Source organism: Denitratimonas organivorans (assembly GCF_037478135.1).
Taxonomy (GTDB): Bacteria; Pseudomonadota; Gammaproteobacteria; order Xanthomonadales; family Xanthomonadaceae; genus Denitratimonas.
Map to the genome: position 1 here is coordinate 1 of NZ_JBBHDV010000004.1, position 18,209 is coordinate 18,209.

General features: G+C 65.2%; 16 protein-coding genes. 11 read left to right on the top strand and 5 right to left on the bottom strand.

Annotated features, from left to right (window positions below; all coding sequences use genetic code 11):
- Nucleotides 1–89: 89 nt before the first annotated feature.
- Nucleotides 90–422 carry a quaternary ammonium compound efflux SMR transporter QacL gene (qac, locus tag WDB66_RS05370; RefSeq protein ID WP_000800531.1) on the bottom strand — a complete coding sequence of 111 codons (333 nt, stop codon included), beginning with the start codon at nucleotides 420–422 and terminating at the stop codon, nucleotides 90–92.
- Between the two features lie 365 nt (nucleotides 423–787).
- Here qac and scpC point away from each other — a divergent pair, with 365 nt between their 5' ends.
- The 3 genes from scpC (at nucleotide 788) to clpA (ending at nucleotide 5,040) form a co-directional block, all read left to right on the top strand.
- Nucleotides 788–2,314 (top strand): succinyl-CoA:acetate CoA-transferase ScpC, encoded by a 1,527-nt coding sequence (gene scpC / locus WDB66_RS05375; RefSeq protein ID WP_339397513.1) that lies wholly within the window; start codon nucleotides 788–790, stop codon nucleotides 2,312–2,314.
- Nucleotides 2,315–2,357: 43 nt separating this feature from the next.
- Complete coding sequence (gene clpS, locus WDB66_RS05380; RefSeq protein WP_339397514.1) at nucleotides 2,358–2,696, top strand: ATP-dependent Clp protease adapter ClpS; 339 nt, start codon at nucleotides 2,358–2,360, stop codon at nucleotides 2,694–2,696.
- A 64-nt stretch (nucleotides 2,697–2,760) separates the two neighbouring features.
- Entirely contained in the window at nucleotides 2,761–5,040 is a 2,280-nt protein-coding gene (gene clpA / locus WDB66_RS05385; RefSeq protein WP_339397515.1) for an ATP-dependent Clp protease ATP-binding subunit ClpA, read from the top strand.
- Between the two features lie 233 nt (nucleotides 5,041–5,273).
- On the opposite strand, the gene asd is transcribed toward clpA, so the two are convergent.
- Nucleotides 5,274–6,116, bottom strand: a complete 843-nt coding sequence (gene asd / locus WDB66_RS05390) for an archaetidylserine decarboxylase (RefSeq protein WP_339397516.1) — start codon at nucleotides 6,114–6,116, stop codon at nucleotides 5,274–5,276.
- Nucleotides 6,116–6,775: an SCO family protein gene (locus tag WDB66_RS05395; protein ID WP_339397517.1), complete on the bottom strand. Its 660-nt coding sequence runs from the start codon at nucleotides 6,773–6,775 to the stop codon at nucleotides 6,116–6,118. Before WDB66_RS05395 ends, asd begins: the two co-directional genes overlap by 1 nt.
- Before the next feature lie 190 nt (nucleotides 6,776–6,965).
- Between WDB66_RS05395 and prmB the strand changes: the two genes are divergently transcribed.
- The 6 genes from prmB to WDB66_RS05425 all read left to right on the top strand — a co-directional run bounded on the left by prmB (nucleotide 6,966) and on the right by WDB66_RS05425 (nucleotide 14,224).
- Nucleotides 6,966–7,886, top strand: a complete 921-nt coding sequence (prmB, locus tag WDB66_RS05400) for a 50S ribosomal protein L3 N(5)-glutamine methyltransferase (protein ID WP_339397518.1) — start codon at nucleotides 6,966–6,968, stop codon at nucleotides 7,884–7,886.
- A 145-nt stretch (nucleotides 7,887–8,031) separates the two neighbouring features.
- A complete protein-coding gene (gene aroC, locus WDB66_RS05405) occupies nucleotides 8,032–9,141 on the top strand; it encodes a chorismate synthase (RefSeq protein WP_489670827.1) in 1,110 nt (369 codons plus the stop codon).
- A 56-nt stretch (nucleotides 9,142–9,197) separates the two neighbouring features.
- Nucleotides 9,198–10,226, top strand: a complete 1,029-nt coding sequence (locus WDB66_RS05410) for an aspartate-semialdehyde dehydrogenase (protein WP_339397520.1) — start codon at nucleotides 9,198–9,200, stop codon at nucleotides 10,224–10,226.
- 97 nt (nucleotides 10,227–10,323) lie between these two features.
- The gene (locus WDB66_RS05415; RefSeq protein ID WP_339397521.1) at nucleotides 10,324–12,681 is read left to right on the top strand and encodes a motility hub landmark protein FimV; all 2,358 of its coding nucleotides are present in this window, start codon (nucleotides 10,324–10,326) and stop codon (nucleotides 12,679–12,681) included.
- Nucleotides 12,682–12,755: 74 nt separating this feature from the next.
- On the top strand, nucleotides 12,756–13,523 hold the full coding sequence (truA, locus tag WDB66_RS05420) for a tRNA pseudouridine(38-40) synthase TruA (RefSeq protein WP_339397522.1): 768 nt from the start codon (nucleotides 12,756–12,758) through the stop codon (nucleotides 13,521–13,523).
- Nucleotides 13,524–13,603: 80 nt separating this feature from the next.
- Nucleotides 13,604–14,224 (top strand): phosphoribosylanthranilate isomerase, encoded by a 621-nt coding sequence (locus WDB66_RS05425; RefSeq protein ID WP_339397751.1) that lies wholly within the window; start codon nucleotides 13,604–13,606, stop codon nucleotides 14,222–14,224.
- Nucleotides 14,225–14,257: 33 nt separating this feature from the next.
- Here the strand turns inward: WDB66_RS05425 and WDB66_RS05430 are convergent, their stop codons facing one another.
- Both WDB66_RS05430 and aqpZ read right to left on the bottom strand, forming a co-directional pair.
- The gene (locus tag WDB66_RS05430) at nucleotides 14,258–15,604 is read right to left on the bottom strand and encodes a DEAD/DEAH box helicase (protein ID WP_339397523.1); all 1,347 of its coding nucleotides are present in this window, start codon (nucleotides 15,602–15,604) and stop codon (nucleotides 14,258–14,260) included.
- A gap of 288 nt (nucleotides 15,605–15,892) precedes the next feature.
- Entirely contained in the window at nucleotides 15,893–16,585 is a 693-nt protein-coding gene (gene aqpZ / locus WDB66_RS05435) for an aquaporin Z (protein ID WP_339397524.1), read from the bottom strand.
- Between the two features lie 38 nt (nucleotides 16,586–16,623).
- Between aqpZ and WDB66_RS05440 the strand changes: the two genes are divergently transcribed.
- Nucleotides 16,624–16,803 carry a hypothetical protein gene (locus WDB66_RS05440; protein WP_339397525.1) on the top strand — a complete coding sequence of 60 codons (180 nt, stop codon included), beginning with the start codon at nucleotides 16,624–16,626 and terminating at the stop codon, nucleotides 16,801–16,803.
- Between the two features lie 81 nt (nucleotides 16,804–16,884).
- Nucleotides 16,885–18,201 carry an MFS transporter gene (locus WDB66_RS05445; protein WP_339397526.1) on the top strand — a complete coding sequence of 439 codons (1,317 nt, stop codon included), beginning with the start codon at nucleotides 16,885–16,887 and terminating at the stop codon, nucleotides 18,199–18,201.
- Nucleotides 18,202–18,209 lie beyond the last annotated feature (8 nt).

Sequence of the window (18,209 nt, forward strand, 5' to 3'; positions counted from 1 at the left end):
TCAAATGCCGTGAAGCTGGCGCTTCACAAAACCATGCCGTCAGGGGTTGACGGGGGAGTCCATACATGAATTGTTAGATGCCAGCCCGATCAATGTGCGCTGACCTTGGATAGCAGATTTAGAACGGCGACGCCACTAACGATAAGTCCCATGCCAACGAACGCCCACAAGTCTAGTTTCTGGCCATGGAAGATCCAAGCGATAGCTGCCACAAGTACGATGCCGAGGCCAGCCCAAACAGCATAAGCAATGCCGACCGGGATGGACTTGAGTGCGAGAGAGAGGAAATAGAACGCAAGCCCGTAGCCAGCCACAACTACAACAGAAGGAACTAACTTGGTGAATCCATGGCTGGACTTCAGTGCGGAAGTTGCGACGACCTCACCAAATATTGCAATAGCCAGAAAGAGCCAGTTCTTCACGTGCAATCTCCTCTACGGTATGAAGGAGAAATAGTAGTGGCTATGAGTTGCCAAAAACAGTCTTGCGGCTGTCGATTTTCTGTGAGCATACGCAACGCCAAATCTGGCATCTAACTACAATTCGATGATAAATCGCTGCGTAATCCCACAGCCTAATCCGTGGTATCGCAGCACGTTCAGGAAAAATCTGCTATCCGATCAGGCAATTGCCAGATTCCACCACCTAATCCCACCGCCTAACTCGCCCTCACTTTTAGTTCAGGATGATGGCGTCCGGCCCGATCCTCGCACAACACCGATGGGCCGACAAGCAAGCGCAACATCCAGCCTTTATCATGGTGCTCCTTTCCTGACATGGAGTAGTCATGCCTTCCGATTCCCGGATTCCTTCGCGCTGGCGTGAGCGCGTGATGACGGCGGCGCAGGCCGCGACCCTGATTTCTCCCGGCACCACCGTGGCGATGAGCGGTTTCACCGGTTCGGGTTATCCCAAGCAGGTGCCGCTGGCGCTGGCCGAGCGCATCGAGACGGCGCATGCGCTCGGCCAGCGCTTCCAGATTCGTGTGCTGACCGGTGCGTCCACCGCGCCGGAGCTGGATGGTGCGCTGGCCAAGGTCGATGGCATCGAGTTGCGCCTGCCGTACCAGTCCGATCCGGAAACCCGGCGGCGCATCAACGAGGGCACGCTGGAATATCTGGACATGCACCTGTCGCATGTTGCGCCGCATACCTGGTCCGGTTTCTACGGTGATATCGATGTGGCGGTGATCGAGGTGGCCGGCATCCGCGAGGATGGTGCGCTGATTCCTTCCACGTCGATCGGCAACAACAAGACCTGGCTGGAACTGGCTGATCGGGTGATTGTGGAGGTCAACCGCTGGCAGCCGGCCGGGCTGGAAGGCATGCACGACATCTATTACGGCACCGCCTTGCCGCCGCAGCGCGTGCCGATTCCGCTGGTTCGTGCCGACGACCGCATTGGCGAGCCGTATCTGCGTTGTGATCCGGACAAGATCGCGGCGGTGGTGCTGACCGATGGGCCGGACCGCAACACTTCGTTCAGCCCGATCGACGACACTTCGCGCGCGATTGCCGGGCATGTGGTCGAGTTCCTCAAGAACGAAGTGGCGCGCGGGCGCCTGCCGAAAAACCTGCTGCCGCTGCAATCGGGCGTGGGCAACATCGCCAATGCGGTGCTGGCCGGGCTGGAGGAGGGCGGATTCCGTGGCCTGAACGCGTTCACCGAGGTGATCCAGGACGGCATGCTGCGTCTGCTGCGCGAAGGCGTGCTGGCGAGCGCCTCGGCGACCGCGTTCTCGCTCAGCCCGGAGGCCAACGAGGCATTCAAGCGCGATATCGATTTCTATCGCGAACGCATCCTGCTGCGGCCGCAGGAAATCTCCAACCATCCGGAACTGGTGCGGCGCCTGGGCTGTATCGGCATGAACGGCATGGTCGAGGCCGACATCTACGGCAACGTCAATTCCACCCACATCATGGGTTCACGGGTGCAGAACGGCATCGGCGGCTCCGGCGATTTCGCGCGCAACGGCTATTTTTCGGTCTTCCTGTCGCCCAGCACGGCCAAGAACGGCACGATCTCGGCGCTGGTGCCGATGGTCAGCCATGTCGATCACACCGAGCACGATGTCAGTGTGATCGCCACCGAGTTCGGCCTGGCCGATCTGCGCGGGCTCTCGCCCAAGCAGCGCGCGCGCAGCTTGATCGCCACCTGCGCGCATCCGGATTACCGTGATCTGCTGCAGGACTACTTCGAGCGCGCCAGCCGCGAGAGCTACGGCAAGCACACCCCGCATCTGCTGGGCGAAGCGCTGGGCTGGCACCAGCGCTGGCTCGACAGCGGCGACATGCGGCCCGGTGCGGCGGCATGAGCCGCCTTGGGAAGCGGCGGACGGGTCCATATACTTGAGCACCATGAGCCAGGCCAGCCAACACGAACACGAGCACGAACACGAATCCGACCACGGCGTACTGATCGCGCCGGCACGTCCGGAAGTACGCCCGCCGCCGCTGTACCGGGTGCTGCTGCTGAACGACGACTACACCCCGATGGACTTCGTGGTGGAGGTGTTGCAGGTGTTCTTCAGCATGAACCGCGAGCGCGCCACCCAGGTCATGCTGCATGTGCATACGCGCGGGCAGGGCGTGTGCGGCGTGTTCACCCGTGAGGTGGCCGAGACCAAGGTCGAACAGGTGAACGGATTCTCACGTACCCATCAGCATCCGCTTTTGTGCACTATGGAGCCGGCCTGACCGCCCCCACATACGGGCCATCGTGGTGCGTTCCCGCATCACCCTTCGCATAGGAAAGGTATCGATGTTCAGCAAAGACCTCGAATACACCATCGGCCAGTGCTACAAGCAGGCGCGCGAAAGCCGGCACGAGTTCATGACGGTGGAGCACCTGCTGCTGGCACTGCTGGAGAACCCCTCCGCCGCCGGCGTGCTGCGGGTCTGCGGTGCCGATCTGGGCCGTCTGGCGAGCGAGCTTCGCAGCGTGATCGCCGAGAACGTGCCGGTGCTGCCGGTGGAAGACAGCCGCGATACCCAGCCCACGCTGGGCTTCCAGCGCGTGCTGCAGCGCGCGGTCTACCACGTGCAGTCGTCCAACAAGAAGGAAGTCAGCGGCGCCAACGTACTGGTGGCGATCTTCGGCGAGAAGGACTCGCACGCGGTGTATTTCCTCAACCAGCAGGAAATCACCCGCTTGGACGTGGTCAATTACATCTCGCACGGCGTGGCGAAGATCGGCCATGACCTGCCCAAGCCGGAAACCGAAACCGGCAAGGACGGCGAGGCGATCGAGGAAAAGCCGGCCAATCCGCTCAGCGAGTTCGCCAATGACCTCAACGAACAGGCCCGGCTGGGCAAGATCGATCCGCTGATCGGCCGCGCCGAGGAAGTCGAACGCACCATCCAGGTGCTGTGCCGGCGGCGCAAGAACAATCCGCTGTACGTGGGCGAGGCCGGCGTCGGCAAGACCGCGCTGGCCGAAGGGCTGGCCAAGCGCATTGTCGACGGCCAGGTGCCCGAAGTGCTCAAGGACGCCACCATCTACGCGCTGGATCTGGGCGCGCTGGTGGCTGGCACCAAGTACCGCGGCGATTTCGAGAAGCGCCTCAAGGGCGTGCTGGCACAGCTGAAGAAGGAAGAAAACGCGATCCTGTTCATCGACGAGATCCACACCATCATCGGTGCCGGCTCGGCGTCCGGTGGCACGATGGACGCCTCCAACCTGATCAAGCCGGCGCTGTCTTCGGGCGAGCTGCGCTGCATCGGTTCGACCACGTTCCAGGAATACCGTGGCGTGTTCGAGAAGGACCACGCACTGGCGCGGCGCTTCCAGAAGATCGACGTGGTGGAGCCTTCGGTGGCCGAGGCGATCGAGATCCTGCAGGGGCTGAAATCGCGCTTCGAGGACCATCACCGGGTCGAATACAGCAATGACGCGATCCGCGCGGCGGTGGACCTGTCGGTCAAGCACATCGGCGAGCGCCTGCTGCCGGACAAGGCCATCGACGTGATCGACGAGGCCGGCGCGCGTCAGCGTGTCGTGCCCGAGGCCGAGCGCAAGCAACTGATCGATGTGCCGGAAATCGAACTGATCGTGGCCAAGATGGCGCGCATCCCGGCCAAGCAGGTGTCGGCCTCGGACAAGGATGTGCTGAAGAACCTGGAGCGCAACCTGAAGATGGTCGTGTTCGGCCAGGACGAGGCCATCGACACCCTGACCGCCGCGATCAAGATGGCGCGCTCCGGGCTGGGCAGCCCGGACAAGCCGATCGGCAGCTTCCTGTTCGCCGGCCCGACCGGCGTCGGCAAGACCGAGGTCACGCGTCAGCTGGCGATGCAGCTGGGCATCGAACTGATCCGCTTCGACATGAGCGAATACATGGAAGCGCACTCGGTCAGCCGCCTGATCGGTGCACCGCCAGGCTATGTGGGCTTCGATCAGGGCGGGCTACTGACCGAAAAGATCGTCAAGACGCCGCACTGCGTGCTGCTGCTGGACGAGATCGAGAAGGCGCATCCGGACATCTTCAACATCCTGTTGCAGGTGATGGACCGCGGCGTGCTGACCGACACCAACGGGCGCGAGGCCAACTTCCGCAATGTGGTGCTGGTGATGACCACCAACGCCGGCGCACAGCAGGCGGCGCGTCGCACCATCGGGTTTGTCGAACAGAACCACAGCACCGATGCGATGGAAGCGATCCGCAAGAGTTTCAGCCCGGAGTTCCGCAACCGGCTGGATGCGATCGTGCAGTTCCGCGGACTGGATTTCGACTACATCCTGCGGGTGGTGGACAAGTTCATCATCGAGTTGGAAACCCAGTTGCAGGAAAAGCACGTCGTGCTCAGTGTCGATCCCGAAGCGCGGCGTTGGCTGGCCGAGCATGGCTTCGATCCGCAGATGGGCGCCCGCCCGATGGCGCGCGTGTTGCAGGACAGGATCAAACGCCCGCTGGCCGACGAACTGCTGTTCGGCCAACTGGTCGGCGGCGGCCGCGTCGATGTCACGGTCAAGGACGGCCAGTTGCAGGTCGCAGCCCAGCCCGAACCGGCGAAGTTGCTGCCGGCGACGATTGAGGATTGATGTTCCTGGCTCCCTGTTTCATCCAGAGAAACGGTTTGCGAAGACAGAAAGAAGATGGAAACGAAACGGCGGCCCGAAAGCCGCCGTTTGGTTTTTGCAGCGATCCGTCTGCCGGTGACAGGGTCGTGCTCAATCTTCTTCCTACGCCTCAGCCCGGACGCATCAAGGATCAAGCCGGGTAGCCACGCAGCCCGGGTATTCAGATTGGGTTTGTTACTGATTGGTGGTGTTGTTCAGCGCCGCAGCGCGAACCGTTCGCCGACGCGTACCGTCTGTTGTGGTTGCAGTCCGTCCACCAGTTCGGCGGCGCCAGCCGGCAGCAGCACGATCACGGTGGAGCCGTAGTTGAAGCGTGCCATTTCGGCGAAGCGTTCCAGCACGATGTTCTGCCCGCGGAAATCGCGGCGCAGCGGCTGGTTGGCGTATTTGGGGATGTTGACGCCGTTCCAGACCGTTTCCACGCCGGATACCAGCATCGCGCCGACCATCACCACCGCCATCGGGCCGAAGTCGCAGTCGAAATGGCAGACCAGGCGCTCGTTGCGTGCGAACAGGCGCGGCACCGCCGCCGCTGTGGCGGGCGAGACGCTGAACAGGCGGCCCGGCACGTGCAGGGTTTCGCGCAGGGTGCCGGTCCAGGGCATGTGCACGCGGTGGTAGTCGCGCGGGGCCAGGTAGACGTTGAGGAAGCGGCCGTCGGAAAACGGTGCGGCGGCGGCTTCGTCGCCGAGCAGTTCGGCCGCGCTGTAATGCTGGCCCTTGGCCTGGAAGATGCGGCCTTGTTCGATGTTTCCGGCCTGGCTGATGCGTCCGTCCGACGGCATCAGCAGCGCGGCGGGATCCGGATCGGGCTGGCGCGCGCCCGGCTTCAGTGCGCGGGTGAAGAAGGCGTTGAAGCTCGGGTAGGCGAACGGATCCGGTTGTTCGGCCTCGTCCATCGCCACATCGAAATGTGCCAGCACCTGGCGGATCAGGAAGTTCTTCCACGGCTGCACTTCGCTGCGCGAGGCACGCAGTGCAAGGCGCGAGAGCAGGCGATGGGGAAGCAGGTATTGCGCCTTGATCGCGGCCGACATCAGCGTGCTTCCACCAGCGTTTGAAGATCCTGCGCGATGGCTTCCGGATCCAGCGGCGGGCGGATGAAGCCGGCCAGGTGCGCGTCGGGATCCAGCACCGCGACCCAGCTGGTGTGGTCGATGGTGTAGTTCTGCGGTTCCGGCCCCAGCGGGGTCTTGGCGAACACCATGCTCAGCGATTTGGCCAGCCGGGTCAGGCTTTCCACATCGCTGGTGCCGCTCAGGATGGTTGGGCTGAAGTGGGTGGCGTACTGGTTCAGCAGTTCCGGGTTGTCGCGCTCCGGATCGACCGAAACCAGCAGGATGCGCGGATGCTGCGCTTCAGGCAGCGCCTGCTGCCAGCGCTTTTCCGCCTGCGCCAGTTCCAGCAGCGTCATCGGGCATACGTCCGGGCAGTGGGTGAAACCCAGGAACACCAGGGTGAAGCGGCCCTTGAGATCGGCCGATGCCAAGGTTCCGCCGTTGATGGTCTGGAGGCTGAATTCCGGCAGGATACGGGGCGGATCCAGCAGACGCGTGGTGCGGGTTTCGGGCAGCGGCGTGCCACTGCCAAGGAAGAATTTCTGGCCGGCCCAGAGGCCAAGACCGGCGGCCAGTGCCGCCAGCAGCACCAGGAACAGCGGCACGCGGCCGGAGCGGGAAGGGGAGGTCGTATTCATAACCGGCAAGTATAGCGGTGGCACATCGCGGCCGGCCGCTTCGCAGCGGGCAAGGCCGGGCCATCAGGCCGGGCTGGTTCGGCGTATTTTCCTGCGGTCATGCGCGACGCGCCACCGCCGGCGCGAGAAGGCTGGCGGTGCCGGGCGGGCAGCGGGCTATACTGCGACGATTCCCATACCGCACTGCACCATGAGCACCGAACTGCATACCATCATCGATCTGATCCGCTATGGCGCCAGCCGTTTCGGCGAAGCCGGCCTGACTTTCGGCCACAGTTACGACAACGCACTGGACGAGGCCACCCAGCTGACGCTGTTCGCGCTGCATCTGCCGCATGACCTGTCGCCGGTCTACGGTCAGGCGCGCCTGACCAGTGATGAGAAGCAGCGCGTGCTGGCGCTGTTCCAGCGTCGTATCGATGAGCGCATTCCGGCCTGCTACATCACCGGCGAGGCCTGGTTTGCCGGGCTGTCGTTCCTCAGTGATCCGCGTGCGCTGGTGCCGCGTTCGCCGATTGCCGAGCTGATCGAAGTCGGCTACCAGCCGTGGGTCGGCGAGCGCGAGATTTCGCGTGTGCTGGATCTGTGCACCGGCTCGGGCTGCATCGCGATCGCCACGGCGGTGTATCAGCCTGACTGGCAGGTTGATGGTGTCGATCTGAGCGCCGATGCGCTGGCGCTGGCGCAGGCCAATGTCGAGCGTTTCGAGGTTGGCGCGCGCGTGCGGCTGGTGCAATCGGACCTGTTCGCCGCGCTGCAGGGCGAACGCTATGACCTGATCGTCAGCAATCCGCCCTATGTCACCCACGCCGAGGTCGATGCGCTGCCGCGTGAGTACGAATACGAGCCGGAAATGGGCCTGCGTGCCGGCGATGACGGGCTGGACATCGTGCTGCGCATGCTGCGCGATGCGCCGGAGCATCTGACCGAAGACGGCCTGATGATCTGCGAAGTGGGTGAAAGCGAACGCGCGCTGGTCGAACTGCTGCCGGAAGTGCCGTTCGCATGGATCGAATTCCGCGTCGGCGCGATGGGTGTGTTCGTGATCGAGCGCGACGATCTGGTTCGCCACCATGTGCGTATTCGGGAGCTGGCGGAGGCACGGGGATGAGCGCATTTGTTCCCTCTCCTCCCCTTGCGGGGGCAAACAGGGCTTTTGAGCGGCGCAGCCGCGGGTGCTTTTGCTCGAACCCAACCTAATGAAAAGCTCCCCCTCACCCCAACCCTCTTTCCCGCAAGCAGGGGAGAGGGAGTAAATCCCAAGGCATGCCGTGAACACCTTCGGTCATCTTTTTCGCGTCACCACGTTCGGTGAATCCCACGGGCCGGCCATCGGCTGCGTGATCGACGGTTGCCCTCCCGGGCTGGAACTGGCGCCGGAGGATTTCCGCGCCGATCTGGAGCGCCGCGCCACCGGCCGTTCGCGCCATACCTCGCAGCGGCGCGAGGCCGACGGGATCGAAATCCTCTCTGGCGTCTACGAAGGAAAAACCACCGGCACCCCGATCGGTCTGCTGATCCGCAACACCGACCAGCGCAGCAAGGACTACGGCAATATCGCGCAGCAGTTCCGCCCGGCGCATGCCGATTACAGCTACTGGCAGAAATACGGCATCCGCGATCCGCGCGGCGGCGGGCGCAGTTCGGCGCGCGAGACCACGATGCGCGTGGCCGCCGGCGTGATCGCGAAAAAATGGCTGGCGCAGCGCGGCATCGTGGTGCGCGGTTGGCTGTCGCAGCTGGGCGACATCGTGCCGCACGGGTTCGATTGGGATGTGGTCGAAACCAATCCCTTCTTCTGGCCCGATGCGGCGCAGCTGCCCGAGCTGGAACGCTATATGGACGCGCTGCGTAAATCCGGCGATTCGGTCGGGGCGCGCGTGGATGTGGTGGCGCAGGGCGTGCCGCCGGGCTGGGGCGAGCCGGTCTACGGCAAGCTCGATGCCGAACTGGCCAGTGCGCTGATGGGCATCAATGCGGTCAAGGGCGTGGAAATCGGCGACGGTTTCGCTTCGGCCGCGCAGCGCGGCACCGAACACCGCGACGAGATCCTGGCCGAAGGTTTTGTTTCCAACCATGCCGGTGGAATCCTGGGCGGCATTTCCAGCGGCCAGCCGATCCGCTGTTCGATCGCGCTCAAGCCCACATCCAGCATGCGCCTGCCCGGCCGCAGCCTGGATGTGGACGGCAATGCGGTCGAAGTCGTCACCAAGGGCCGGCACGATCCGTGCGTGGGCATCCGCGCAACGCCGATCGCCGAGGCGATGGTGGCGCTGGTGCTGATCGACCAGGCGTTGCGCCATCGCGGCCAGTGCGGCGATGTCGGCCCGGTGGCGCCGCTGATTCCCGGTCAAACGCCGGGCTGAGTATTTTTCTTCCATCCTGTGGCCGTGATCTGGCCCGAACCCGAGGAACCCGTGACATGAGTGAGTCCCCGAAGCAGTACACCGTCGCGGTCGTCGGCGCCACCGGTGCTGTCGGCGAAACCATGCTGTCGATCCTGGCCGAACGCGCGTTCCCGATCGGCAAACTGGTGGTGCTGGCGTCCGAGCGCTCGGCTGGCGGCACGGTGTCCTTCCGTGGCCGTGACGTGATGGTGCAGGATCTGGCGCAGTTCGATCCGGAAGGCGTGGATATCGCGCTGTTCTCGGCCGGCGGTTCGGTCTCGAAGGAGCACGCGCCGCGCTTTGCCGCCAAGGGCGCGACCGTGATCGACAACAGCTCGGCCTTCCGTTACGACGAGGACGTGCCGCTGGTGGTGTCCGAAGTGAATCCGGAAGCGGTGCAGAACCCGCCGCGCGGCATCATCGCCAACCCGAACTGCTCGACGATGCAGCTGCTGGTGGCGCTGGCGCCGATCCATCGCAAGGTCGGCATCGAGCGGATCAATGTGGCGACCTACCAGTCGGTGTCCGGCGGTGGCCGCTCGGCGCTGGAGGAACTGGGCCGCCAGACCGCCGCGATCCTGAACTTCGCCGACCCCAAGCCGGAGCGCTTCCCGGTGCAGATCGCGTTCAACCTGATCCCGCAGATCGACGATTTCCTCGACAACGGCTACACCAAGGAGGAAATGAAGCTGGTCTGGGAAACCCGCAAGATCCTTGGCGACGAGAACATCCAGGTGAACCCGACCGCGGTCCGCGTGCCGGTGTTCTACGGTCATTCCGAAGCCGTGCATATCGAAACCCGCGAGCCGATTACGGCGCAGGCCGCACGGGAACTGCTGCAACAGGCGCCGGGCGTGGTGGTCGTGGACGAGGTGCGAGCCGGTGGCTGGCCAACCCCGGTCACCCATGCTTCGGGCAAGGACGCGGTCTTCGTCGGCCGCATCCGCCAGGACATTTCGCATCCCCGCGGCCTCAACCTCTGGGTGGTGTCGGACAATATCCGGAAAGGCGCGGCGTTGAACGCTGTACAGATTGCTGAACTATTGGTAAAACCTGTAGCCTGATCTATAGTTAGGAAAGCGTTATCAAGTCGTTTCTAGCTTTCAGGGGGAAACGACCGCCACGCAATCCATACGTATTGCCCTAGGGGAAGCCTCCATAATGAACAAGCGTCTCCGACTCCCGTTGGCCTTGGCCCTGGCATTGGGTGGTTCCCACGCCTATGCGCTGGGACTGGGTCAGATCGAGGTGAAATCGGCCCTGAATCAACCACTTGTCGCGGAAATCCCGGTGCTCGTCAGCAGCCCTGGAGAGGCCGATAACCTAGCGGTGCGGCTGGCCTCGCCGGATGCGTTCGCGCGTGTCGGGCTGGACCGGCCGGCGCTGCAGTCGGCCAACCTCCAGTTCGAGGTGCAGACCAACGCGCGCGGCGCCAAGGTCATCCGCATCACCACGCCGACCGGCGTTGCCGACCCGTTCCTGAGCTTCCTGCTGGAAGTGGACTGGGGCAAGGGTCGTCTGCTGCGCGAATACACGGTGTTGCTGGATCCGCCCTCGATGGCGCCGATCACCGCCAGTGCGCCGGCCGCCGCCAGCGCCTTGCCCGATCCGGCTCCGGCGCGTACCGAATCGCTAGAAGTTCCCCCGCCGCTGCCGTCCGCACCCGCACCGGTACCCGAGCCGGCACCTGTTGCCGCCGCGCCGGCGCCGGTGGCTGCGCCGCAGGACGTGGCGCCTTCCAGCTATCCCGGTTATGGCACCGATTCGTACACCGTGGCTGCAGGCGAAACCCTGTGGTCGATCGCGCAGCGCAACCGTCCGGATGATGCGGTTACGATCAACCAGATGATGATGGCGCTGCTGCGTGCCAATCCCGATGCCTTCATCGGCAACAACATCAACCGCCTGAAGAAGGGCGCGGTGCTGCGCATTCCCGGTCGGGACGAAACCACCGTGGTGGCCGCCGCCGAAGCAGCCGCCCAGGTGCGTGACCAGATGCAGGCCTGGGGTGGCCCGGGCAGTACGGTGGCGCAGCCGGCAGACGGCACCCCCGGCAGCGCCGCAGCCCGTGCGACCGCGGCCTCGCGTACTGAATCGCGTCTGGAATTGACCCCGCCGCGCGACGCGTCCGGGGATGGCAGCGCCAGCCAGTCCGGTGCCGCCGCCGAAGGCAGCGGCCGCGAACTGCGTGCCGAGCTGGCGCGCGCACGCGAGGAAGCCAGCGCGCTGTCGCAGGAAAACATCGAACTGAAGTCGCGTGTCGGCGAGCTGGAGGAACTGCGCGGCGAAAGCCGGCGGCTGCTCGAACTCAAGGACAGCGAACTGGCCGCCGCGCAGCGTCGCCTGGCCGAACTGGAAGCCGCCGCCGGCCTGGCGCCCAGCGCCGCAGCGGCCCCGGAGGGTTCGTCCGCAATGCTGGACGACGGCAGTGAGGCGGTCGAGGATGACGCCGACGTCATGGCCGTGGCCGATGCGCAGGCTGATATCGACAGCACCAGCGACGCGGACACCGATCCGGCGGCCGACCCTGTCGCCGCTGCAGAACAGGAACAGGTTTCCGAGCCCGTGGCCCTGGCCGAACCGGAACCTGCGCCTGTCACGGAACCTGCCGCCGATCCGGCGCCGGCACAGCCGGCTCCGGCCGCCGACAGCGGTTTCAATCCGTGGCTGATCGGTGGCGGTGCCGCCGTGCTGCTGGGCCTGGTCGGCCTGTTGGCGATGCGTCGCAAGAAGGGCAAGGCTGATGCTGCGCTGCCTGCGGCTGCCGCCAGTGCCACGCCGGCCGTGGTCGATTACGAGCCGGAAGCGGAAGAAGCCGAACTGGTCGAGGCCATCAGCCAGTACCCGAACGATCTGCAACTGCATCTGGACCTGCTGCGCCACTACTACACCCGCAACGACGTGGTCGCGTTCGAAAGTGCGGCTGAAGCGATGTACGCTCAGGTCTACGACAGCAACGATCCGGCCTGGCTGGAAGTGCGCGACATGGGTGCACAGATCGCACCGGACCATCCGCTGTTCGCAGCGGCTCCGGATGTCGAAGACGTGGCCGAGGCGTACGGTCTGGGCAGTGATGAAGGCAGCGCCGAATTTGACGCCCCGGCAGTGCCGGAACAGCCGCAGGACAGCTTCGTACAAACGGCTGAGCAGGATGCGTCGGACGAGCGCGAAATCGACTGGTTCTCGTCCGGCAGCAGTGCCGATGCCGGGCAGCCCGCAGTCGAACCAGTTGCCGATCCGGCGGCCGGGCAGGACTATGATTTCGAGTCCTTCGATTCGGCTGCGGTACAGGCCGTGCCGGAGGCTGACGATTTCACCGACAGCACGGGTCAGGCCGATGCCGGCGACGATTTCTCCGTCATCGACGCCGATGCCGCCGCCACCAAGCTGGAACTGGGCCGCGCCTATCTGGACATGGGCGATGCCGAAGGTGCACGCGGCATGCTGGAAGAGGTACTGACCGAGGGCAACGCCGAACAGCGCGAGGAAGCACGTCGCCTGATCGACGGCATCGCCTGATCCGCGTCCCGCCACGCTGGCAATGAAAGGCCGGAAGCGCGAAGCTTCCGGCCTTTCCATTTTCAGGAACCCGCATGCGTTACGCGCTGGGCATTGAATTCGACGGTACCGACTTCTGCGGCTGGCAGCGGCTGCATGACAACCCGAGCGTGCAGGAGGCGGTCGAGGATGCGCTGTCCTTCGTCGCCGGGCAGCGCGTGGACGTAGTCTGTGCCGGCCGCACCGATCGTGGCGTGCACGGACGCTGCCAGGTGGTGCATTTCGACAGCGAGGCGCAGCGCAGCGACTACTCCTGGGTGATGGGCGCCAATTCGCGCCTGCCATCCAGCATTGCGGTGCGCTGGGCGCAGCCGGTTGATGCGCAGTTCCATGCACGCTTTTCCGCACGTGCGCGGCGCTATTGCTATCGCATCGCGAATCGCCGCATCCGCCCGGCGCTGGAGGCGCGCTATCTCAGCTGGGAACGCCGGCCGCTGGATGCCGAGGCCATGCACGAAGCGGCGCAGCGCTTGCTTGGCATGCACGATTTCAGCGCCTTCCGTTCCTCCCAGTGCCAGGCCAACCACCCGCGCCGCGAGCTGCAACACCTCAGCGTTGAGCGTATCGGTGAGGAGGTTCGGGTCGAGGTGCAGGCCAATGCCTTTCTGCATCACATGGTGCGCAATCTGGTCGGCAGCCTGCTGCTGGTGGGCTGTGGCGAGCGTCCGGTGCATTGGCCGCGCGAAGTGCTGGACGGCTGTGACCGTACTGTTGCCGGCCCGACCGCGCCGCCGCAGGGCCTGCTGTTCGTCGGGCCGCTGTATCCGGCCGAATGGCAGCTGCCGGACGAGGTGACGCTGTGACGGCCTCGCGCATTTTTTCCAGTTCAGCCGGTTCCGGCACGTCGGCCACGGCACGTGACCACGCGCAGGGTGATACCCGGATCAAGTTCTGCGGCCTGACCCGGGCCGTCGATGTCGATACGGCGGTGGCGCTGGGCGTGGACCTGATCGGGCTGGTGTTCGCCACACGCAGTCCGCGCTGTCTGGGGGTGACGCAGGCAGCGGAATTGCGTGCGCGGGTGCCGGCCGGCATCGCTGTCGTGGCGCTGCTGATGGACAACCCGGCCGATGAGGTGGCACGGGTGGTCGAAACGGTGCAGCCGGATCTGTTGCAATTCCACGGTGCCGAGAACGATGCGTTCTGCGCGGCCTTCGGTCTGCCGTTCCTGAAGGCGGTGGCGATGGGGCAGGGCGCGGCCGGCGATGTCGTGGCGCGTGTGTCCGCCTGGCCCTCGGCCACGGCGGTGCTGTTCGATGGGCACGGTGTCGGTGAGGCTGGCGGCAGTGGCCAGCGCTTCGACTGGCAGCGCCTGCCGGCCTCGTTGCCGCTGCCGTTCCTGCTGGCTGGCGGGCTGGATGCGGGCAATGTGGCCCAGGCCATCGCGCTGGCCCGGCCGTGGGGCGTGGACGTGTCCAGCGGCATCGAAACCGCGCCCGGCATCAAGCATGCCGGGCGGATGCGGGAGTTTGTCGCAGCGGTACGTGGAATCCCACCGGCCTGAAGCAAACCTCAGGCCGGTGATGCAGCGAGGGCGTCAGATCGCCTGACGACGCTGGCCGCCACCGCTATTGGGACGGCCCTGACCACCGCCACGGCCGCTGTGCTGGCCCTGTCGCGGCGGACGATTGCCGCCGGGTGCGGCGGGCTTCTTCTGGCCGGAACCGGCCGGGCGTGCATTGCGCTGCGCCTGACCATGGCCGGGGCGGCGTGCGGCCTTCAGCGAACCGTTCATCTGCAGCGGGCTGGACGCCTCGAAACCTTCGATCGAGGTCATCTGGATGTCCTGCCGGAGCAGCTTCTGGATGTCGCGCAGCAGCGGGCCTTCTTCCGGCGCCACCAGCGAGATCGCCTCGCCACTGCTGCCGTTGCGGCCGGTGCGGCCGATGCGGTGCACATAGTCTTCAGCGATGGTCGGCAGGTCGAAATTGACCACCACCGGCAGCTGGTCGATATCGATGCCGCGCGCCGCGATATCGGTGGCGACCAGCACCGTGCACTTGCCGTTCTTGAATTCGGTCAGGGCCTTGACCCGTGCGCTCTGCGACTTGTTGCCGTGGATCGCGGCAGCGCGCATGCCGGCTTTTTCCAGGAACTCGGCCAGGCGATTGGCGCCGTGCTTGGTGCGGGTGAACACCAGGGTCTGGCGGCGGCTGTTGGCGGCCATCAGATGCAGCAGCAGATCACGTTTGCGCGAGGTGTCGACCGGATGCCCGCGGTGTTCGACCGTGGCCACGACGGTGTTCTGTGGCGTGACCTGGATTTCCTCCGGATCGCGCATGAACTGCTGCGCCAACTGCTTGATTTCAGAAGCGAACGTGGCGGAGAACAGCAGGGTCTGGCGGTTCTGGCGCGGCAGCACGCCGAGGATGCGCTTCATCGCGGGCAGGAAGCCCATGTCGAGCATGCGGTCGGCTTCGTCCAGCACCAGCACTTCAATCTTGGAAAGATCAACGCTGCGGCGTTCGATGTGATCGATCAGGCGGCCGGGCGTGGCCACCAGCACGTCCACGCCGCGGCGCAGCGCTTCGAGCTGGGGGTTCATGCCGGCACCGCCGAAGATCACGGTACTGGAAAGGCGCAGATGCTTGGCATAGCTGCGGATATTGTCGTGCACCTGCAACGCCAGTTCACGCGTGGGCGTGAGCACCAGTGCGCGCGGCGGGCGCGGGCCGCGCTGCGGGGCGGCATCGTGCAGGCGTTGCAGCACCGGCAGCGAGAAAGCGGCGGTCTTGCCGGTGCCGGTCTGGGCGCCGGCGAGCAGGTCGCGGCCTTCCAGCACGCGCGGGATGGCACGTTCCTGGATCGGTGTCGGTGAGGTATAGCCCATCGCGTCCAAGGCACGGACGAGCTCGGGCTTCAGCCCGAGGGAAGAAAAAGACATGGTGGCTCCTGATGTCCTGACCGCAGCGTTCCCGTATCCGCGCCGGGTCTTGAAGATGGTTCGAAGCGAAGAGGATCGACGGCTTCGAAGTGCTTGCGGGAAGGGGCGTGCGGCAGGTGGCAACAAGGGCGACCGGGAAAACGCGACACCAGAGCAAACAGCCCGCCCACTCTACGCGCTTGCGGGCGGAATAACCAGATCGGCAAGGCGCAGGATTCAGCTGGCGCGGTGTTTTTCGCTACCCGGAGCCGGCGTCGCATCCGGCGCCGGCCCAGGTTGAAGAACGGATCAGGTTCTGGGCTTGTCCAGCAGCAAGGCGTAGATCGTCCCGCCGATGGCGCCGCCCACCAGTGGCGCGATCCAGAACAGCCACAGCTGCGACATCGCGGCGGTATCGGCGAACAACGCCACGCCAGTGCTGCGCGCCGGGTTGACCGAGGTGTTGGAAATCGGGATCGAGATCAGATGGATCAGGGTCAGGCACAGGCCGATGGCGAGAGGCGCAAATCCGCCCGGTGCACGTGAATCGGTCGCGCCCAGGATCACGATCAGGAAGAACGCGGTCAGCAGCACTTCGGCCATCAACACCGCGCCCATCGAATAGCCGCCCGGCGACAATTCGGCAAAGCCATTGGAGGCGAAGCCGCCGGCGCTGAAATCCGGCGCGCCTTTGGCGACCGCATAAAGCGCGGCGCCGGCGAGCACGCCCCCGATGACCTGTGCGATCACATAGCCGAGCACGTCGCGTGCCGGGAAACGACCGCCCGTGACCAGCCCCAGCGTCACCGCCGGATTGAAGTGCCCGCCGGAAATATGGCCCACCGCATAGGCCATCGTCAGCACGGTCAGGCCGAAAGCCAGCGCCACACCGGCAAAGCCGATGCCAAGCTCCGGAAATGCCGCCGCGAAGATCGCGCTGCCACAGCCGCCGAACACCAGCCAGAACGTACCGAACAACTCTGCTGCCAAACGCTTGCCCATGGTTTGAATCCGCGGAATGGGAATTGCCGGGAAACCGCATGTCACCGCGCGCCGGCAACGCCGGAATAATGACCCGAATCCATGCTGCCGCGCATTCGTTTTGTGATTTTCGCCTGCAAGCTATGGCCGTATCGATCGAAACCACCGTGCAACCGGCAAGGCTCTATGCTGTGCGGTCCATTGCCGTGCCTGATCCGAATGAGCGCCATTCCCGCTGATCTTTCCGTTCCACCAACCGTTCCACCCATGCCGCTGGCGGCGTCTGCCAGCCGCCGCTGTGTCTTGTTCGGGTGCCGGGCGTGAGCACGCCTGAATTTGCGGCATCCCATCCGCCCGGTACGCCGCCGGTGCAGCGGCGCGAAGTGCTGGCCTGGGCGATGTTCGATTTCGCGAACTCCGGTTACACCACGGTGGTGGTCACGGCGGTGTTCAACGCCTGGTTCGTCTCGGTGATCGCCGGTGGCGCGAACTGGGCGACGCTGGCGTGGACGGCGGCGCTGTCGCTGTCTTATGCGGTGAATCTGGTCAGTGCGCCGCTGATCGGTGCCTGGGCCGATCTGCGGGCACGCAAGCGCGAACTGCTGATCGGCAGCGCCGTGCTGTGCATTGTCGGCACCGCCGCGCTGTCGCTGTGCGGCCCGGGCAATGTGGCGCTGGCGCTGTGCATCGTGGTGATCGGCAACTTCGCGTTCGGCATGGGCGAGAACCTGATCGCGGCCTTCCTGCCGGAACTGGTGCGGCCCGAAGCGATGGGCAAGGTGTCCGGCTGGGGCTGGGGCCTGGGCTATATCGGCGGGTTGCTGACGCTGGGATTGTGTCTGTACTGGATCCAGGGCACCGGCCGCAGTGCCGCTGAAGCGGTGCCGCAGACGATGCTGATCACCGCGGCGGTGTTCGCGCTGGCGGTATTGCCCACGGTCTTTCTGCTGCGCGAACGCGCCCGCCCGCAAGCGCTGGCCGATGGCCAGGTTGCGGCTCTGGCGCTGGCCCGGGTACGCAGTGCGTTGCGCGGTGGCGATGGTCTGCTCGACCTGCGCCGGCTGCTGGCCTGCATCGTCTGCTACCAGGCCGGGGTGCAGACGGTGATCGTGCTGGCGGCGATCTATACCGAACAGGCGCTGGGGTTCACCACCGCGCAGAGCATCACCCTGATCCTGGTGGTGAACATCACCGCCGCGCTCGGCGCATTCGCATTCGGTGCCTTGCAGGACCGCTTCGGGCATCGCCGCGTGCTGGCCGTCACCCTGCTGGGCTGGCTGCTGGCGGTCGGCATGATGGCATTCGCCAACGGCATGGTGGTGGTCTGGATCGCGGCCAATCTGGTCGGTATCTGTCTGGGTGCTTCGCAATCGGCTGGGCGGGCGCTGGTCGGTTATCTGTGTCCACCGCAGCGCGAAGCGGAAATCTTCGGCCTGTGGGGGCTGGCAGTGAAACTGGCCTCGATCCTCGGACCGCTGAGCTACGGCATCGTCAACGCCGCCACCGCCGGCAACCACCGGCTTGCGATCGGCGTCACCGCACTGTTTTTCGTCACCGGGCTGTTATTGCTGATGCGCGTGGACGTGGCGCGTGGCCATGCTGCTGCGCATGGCGTGCCGGTGCAGCGCGAACAATGATGCTGCCG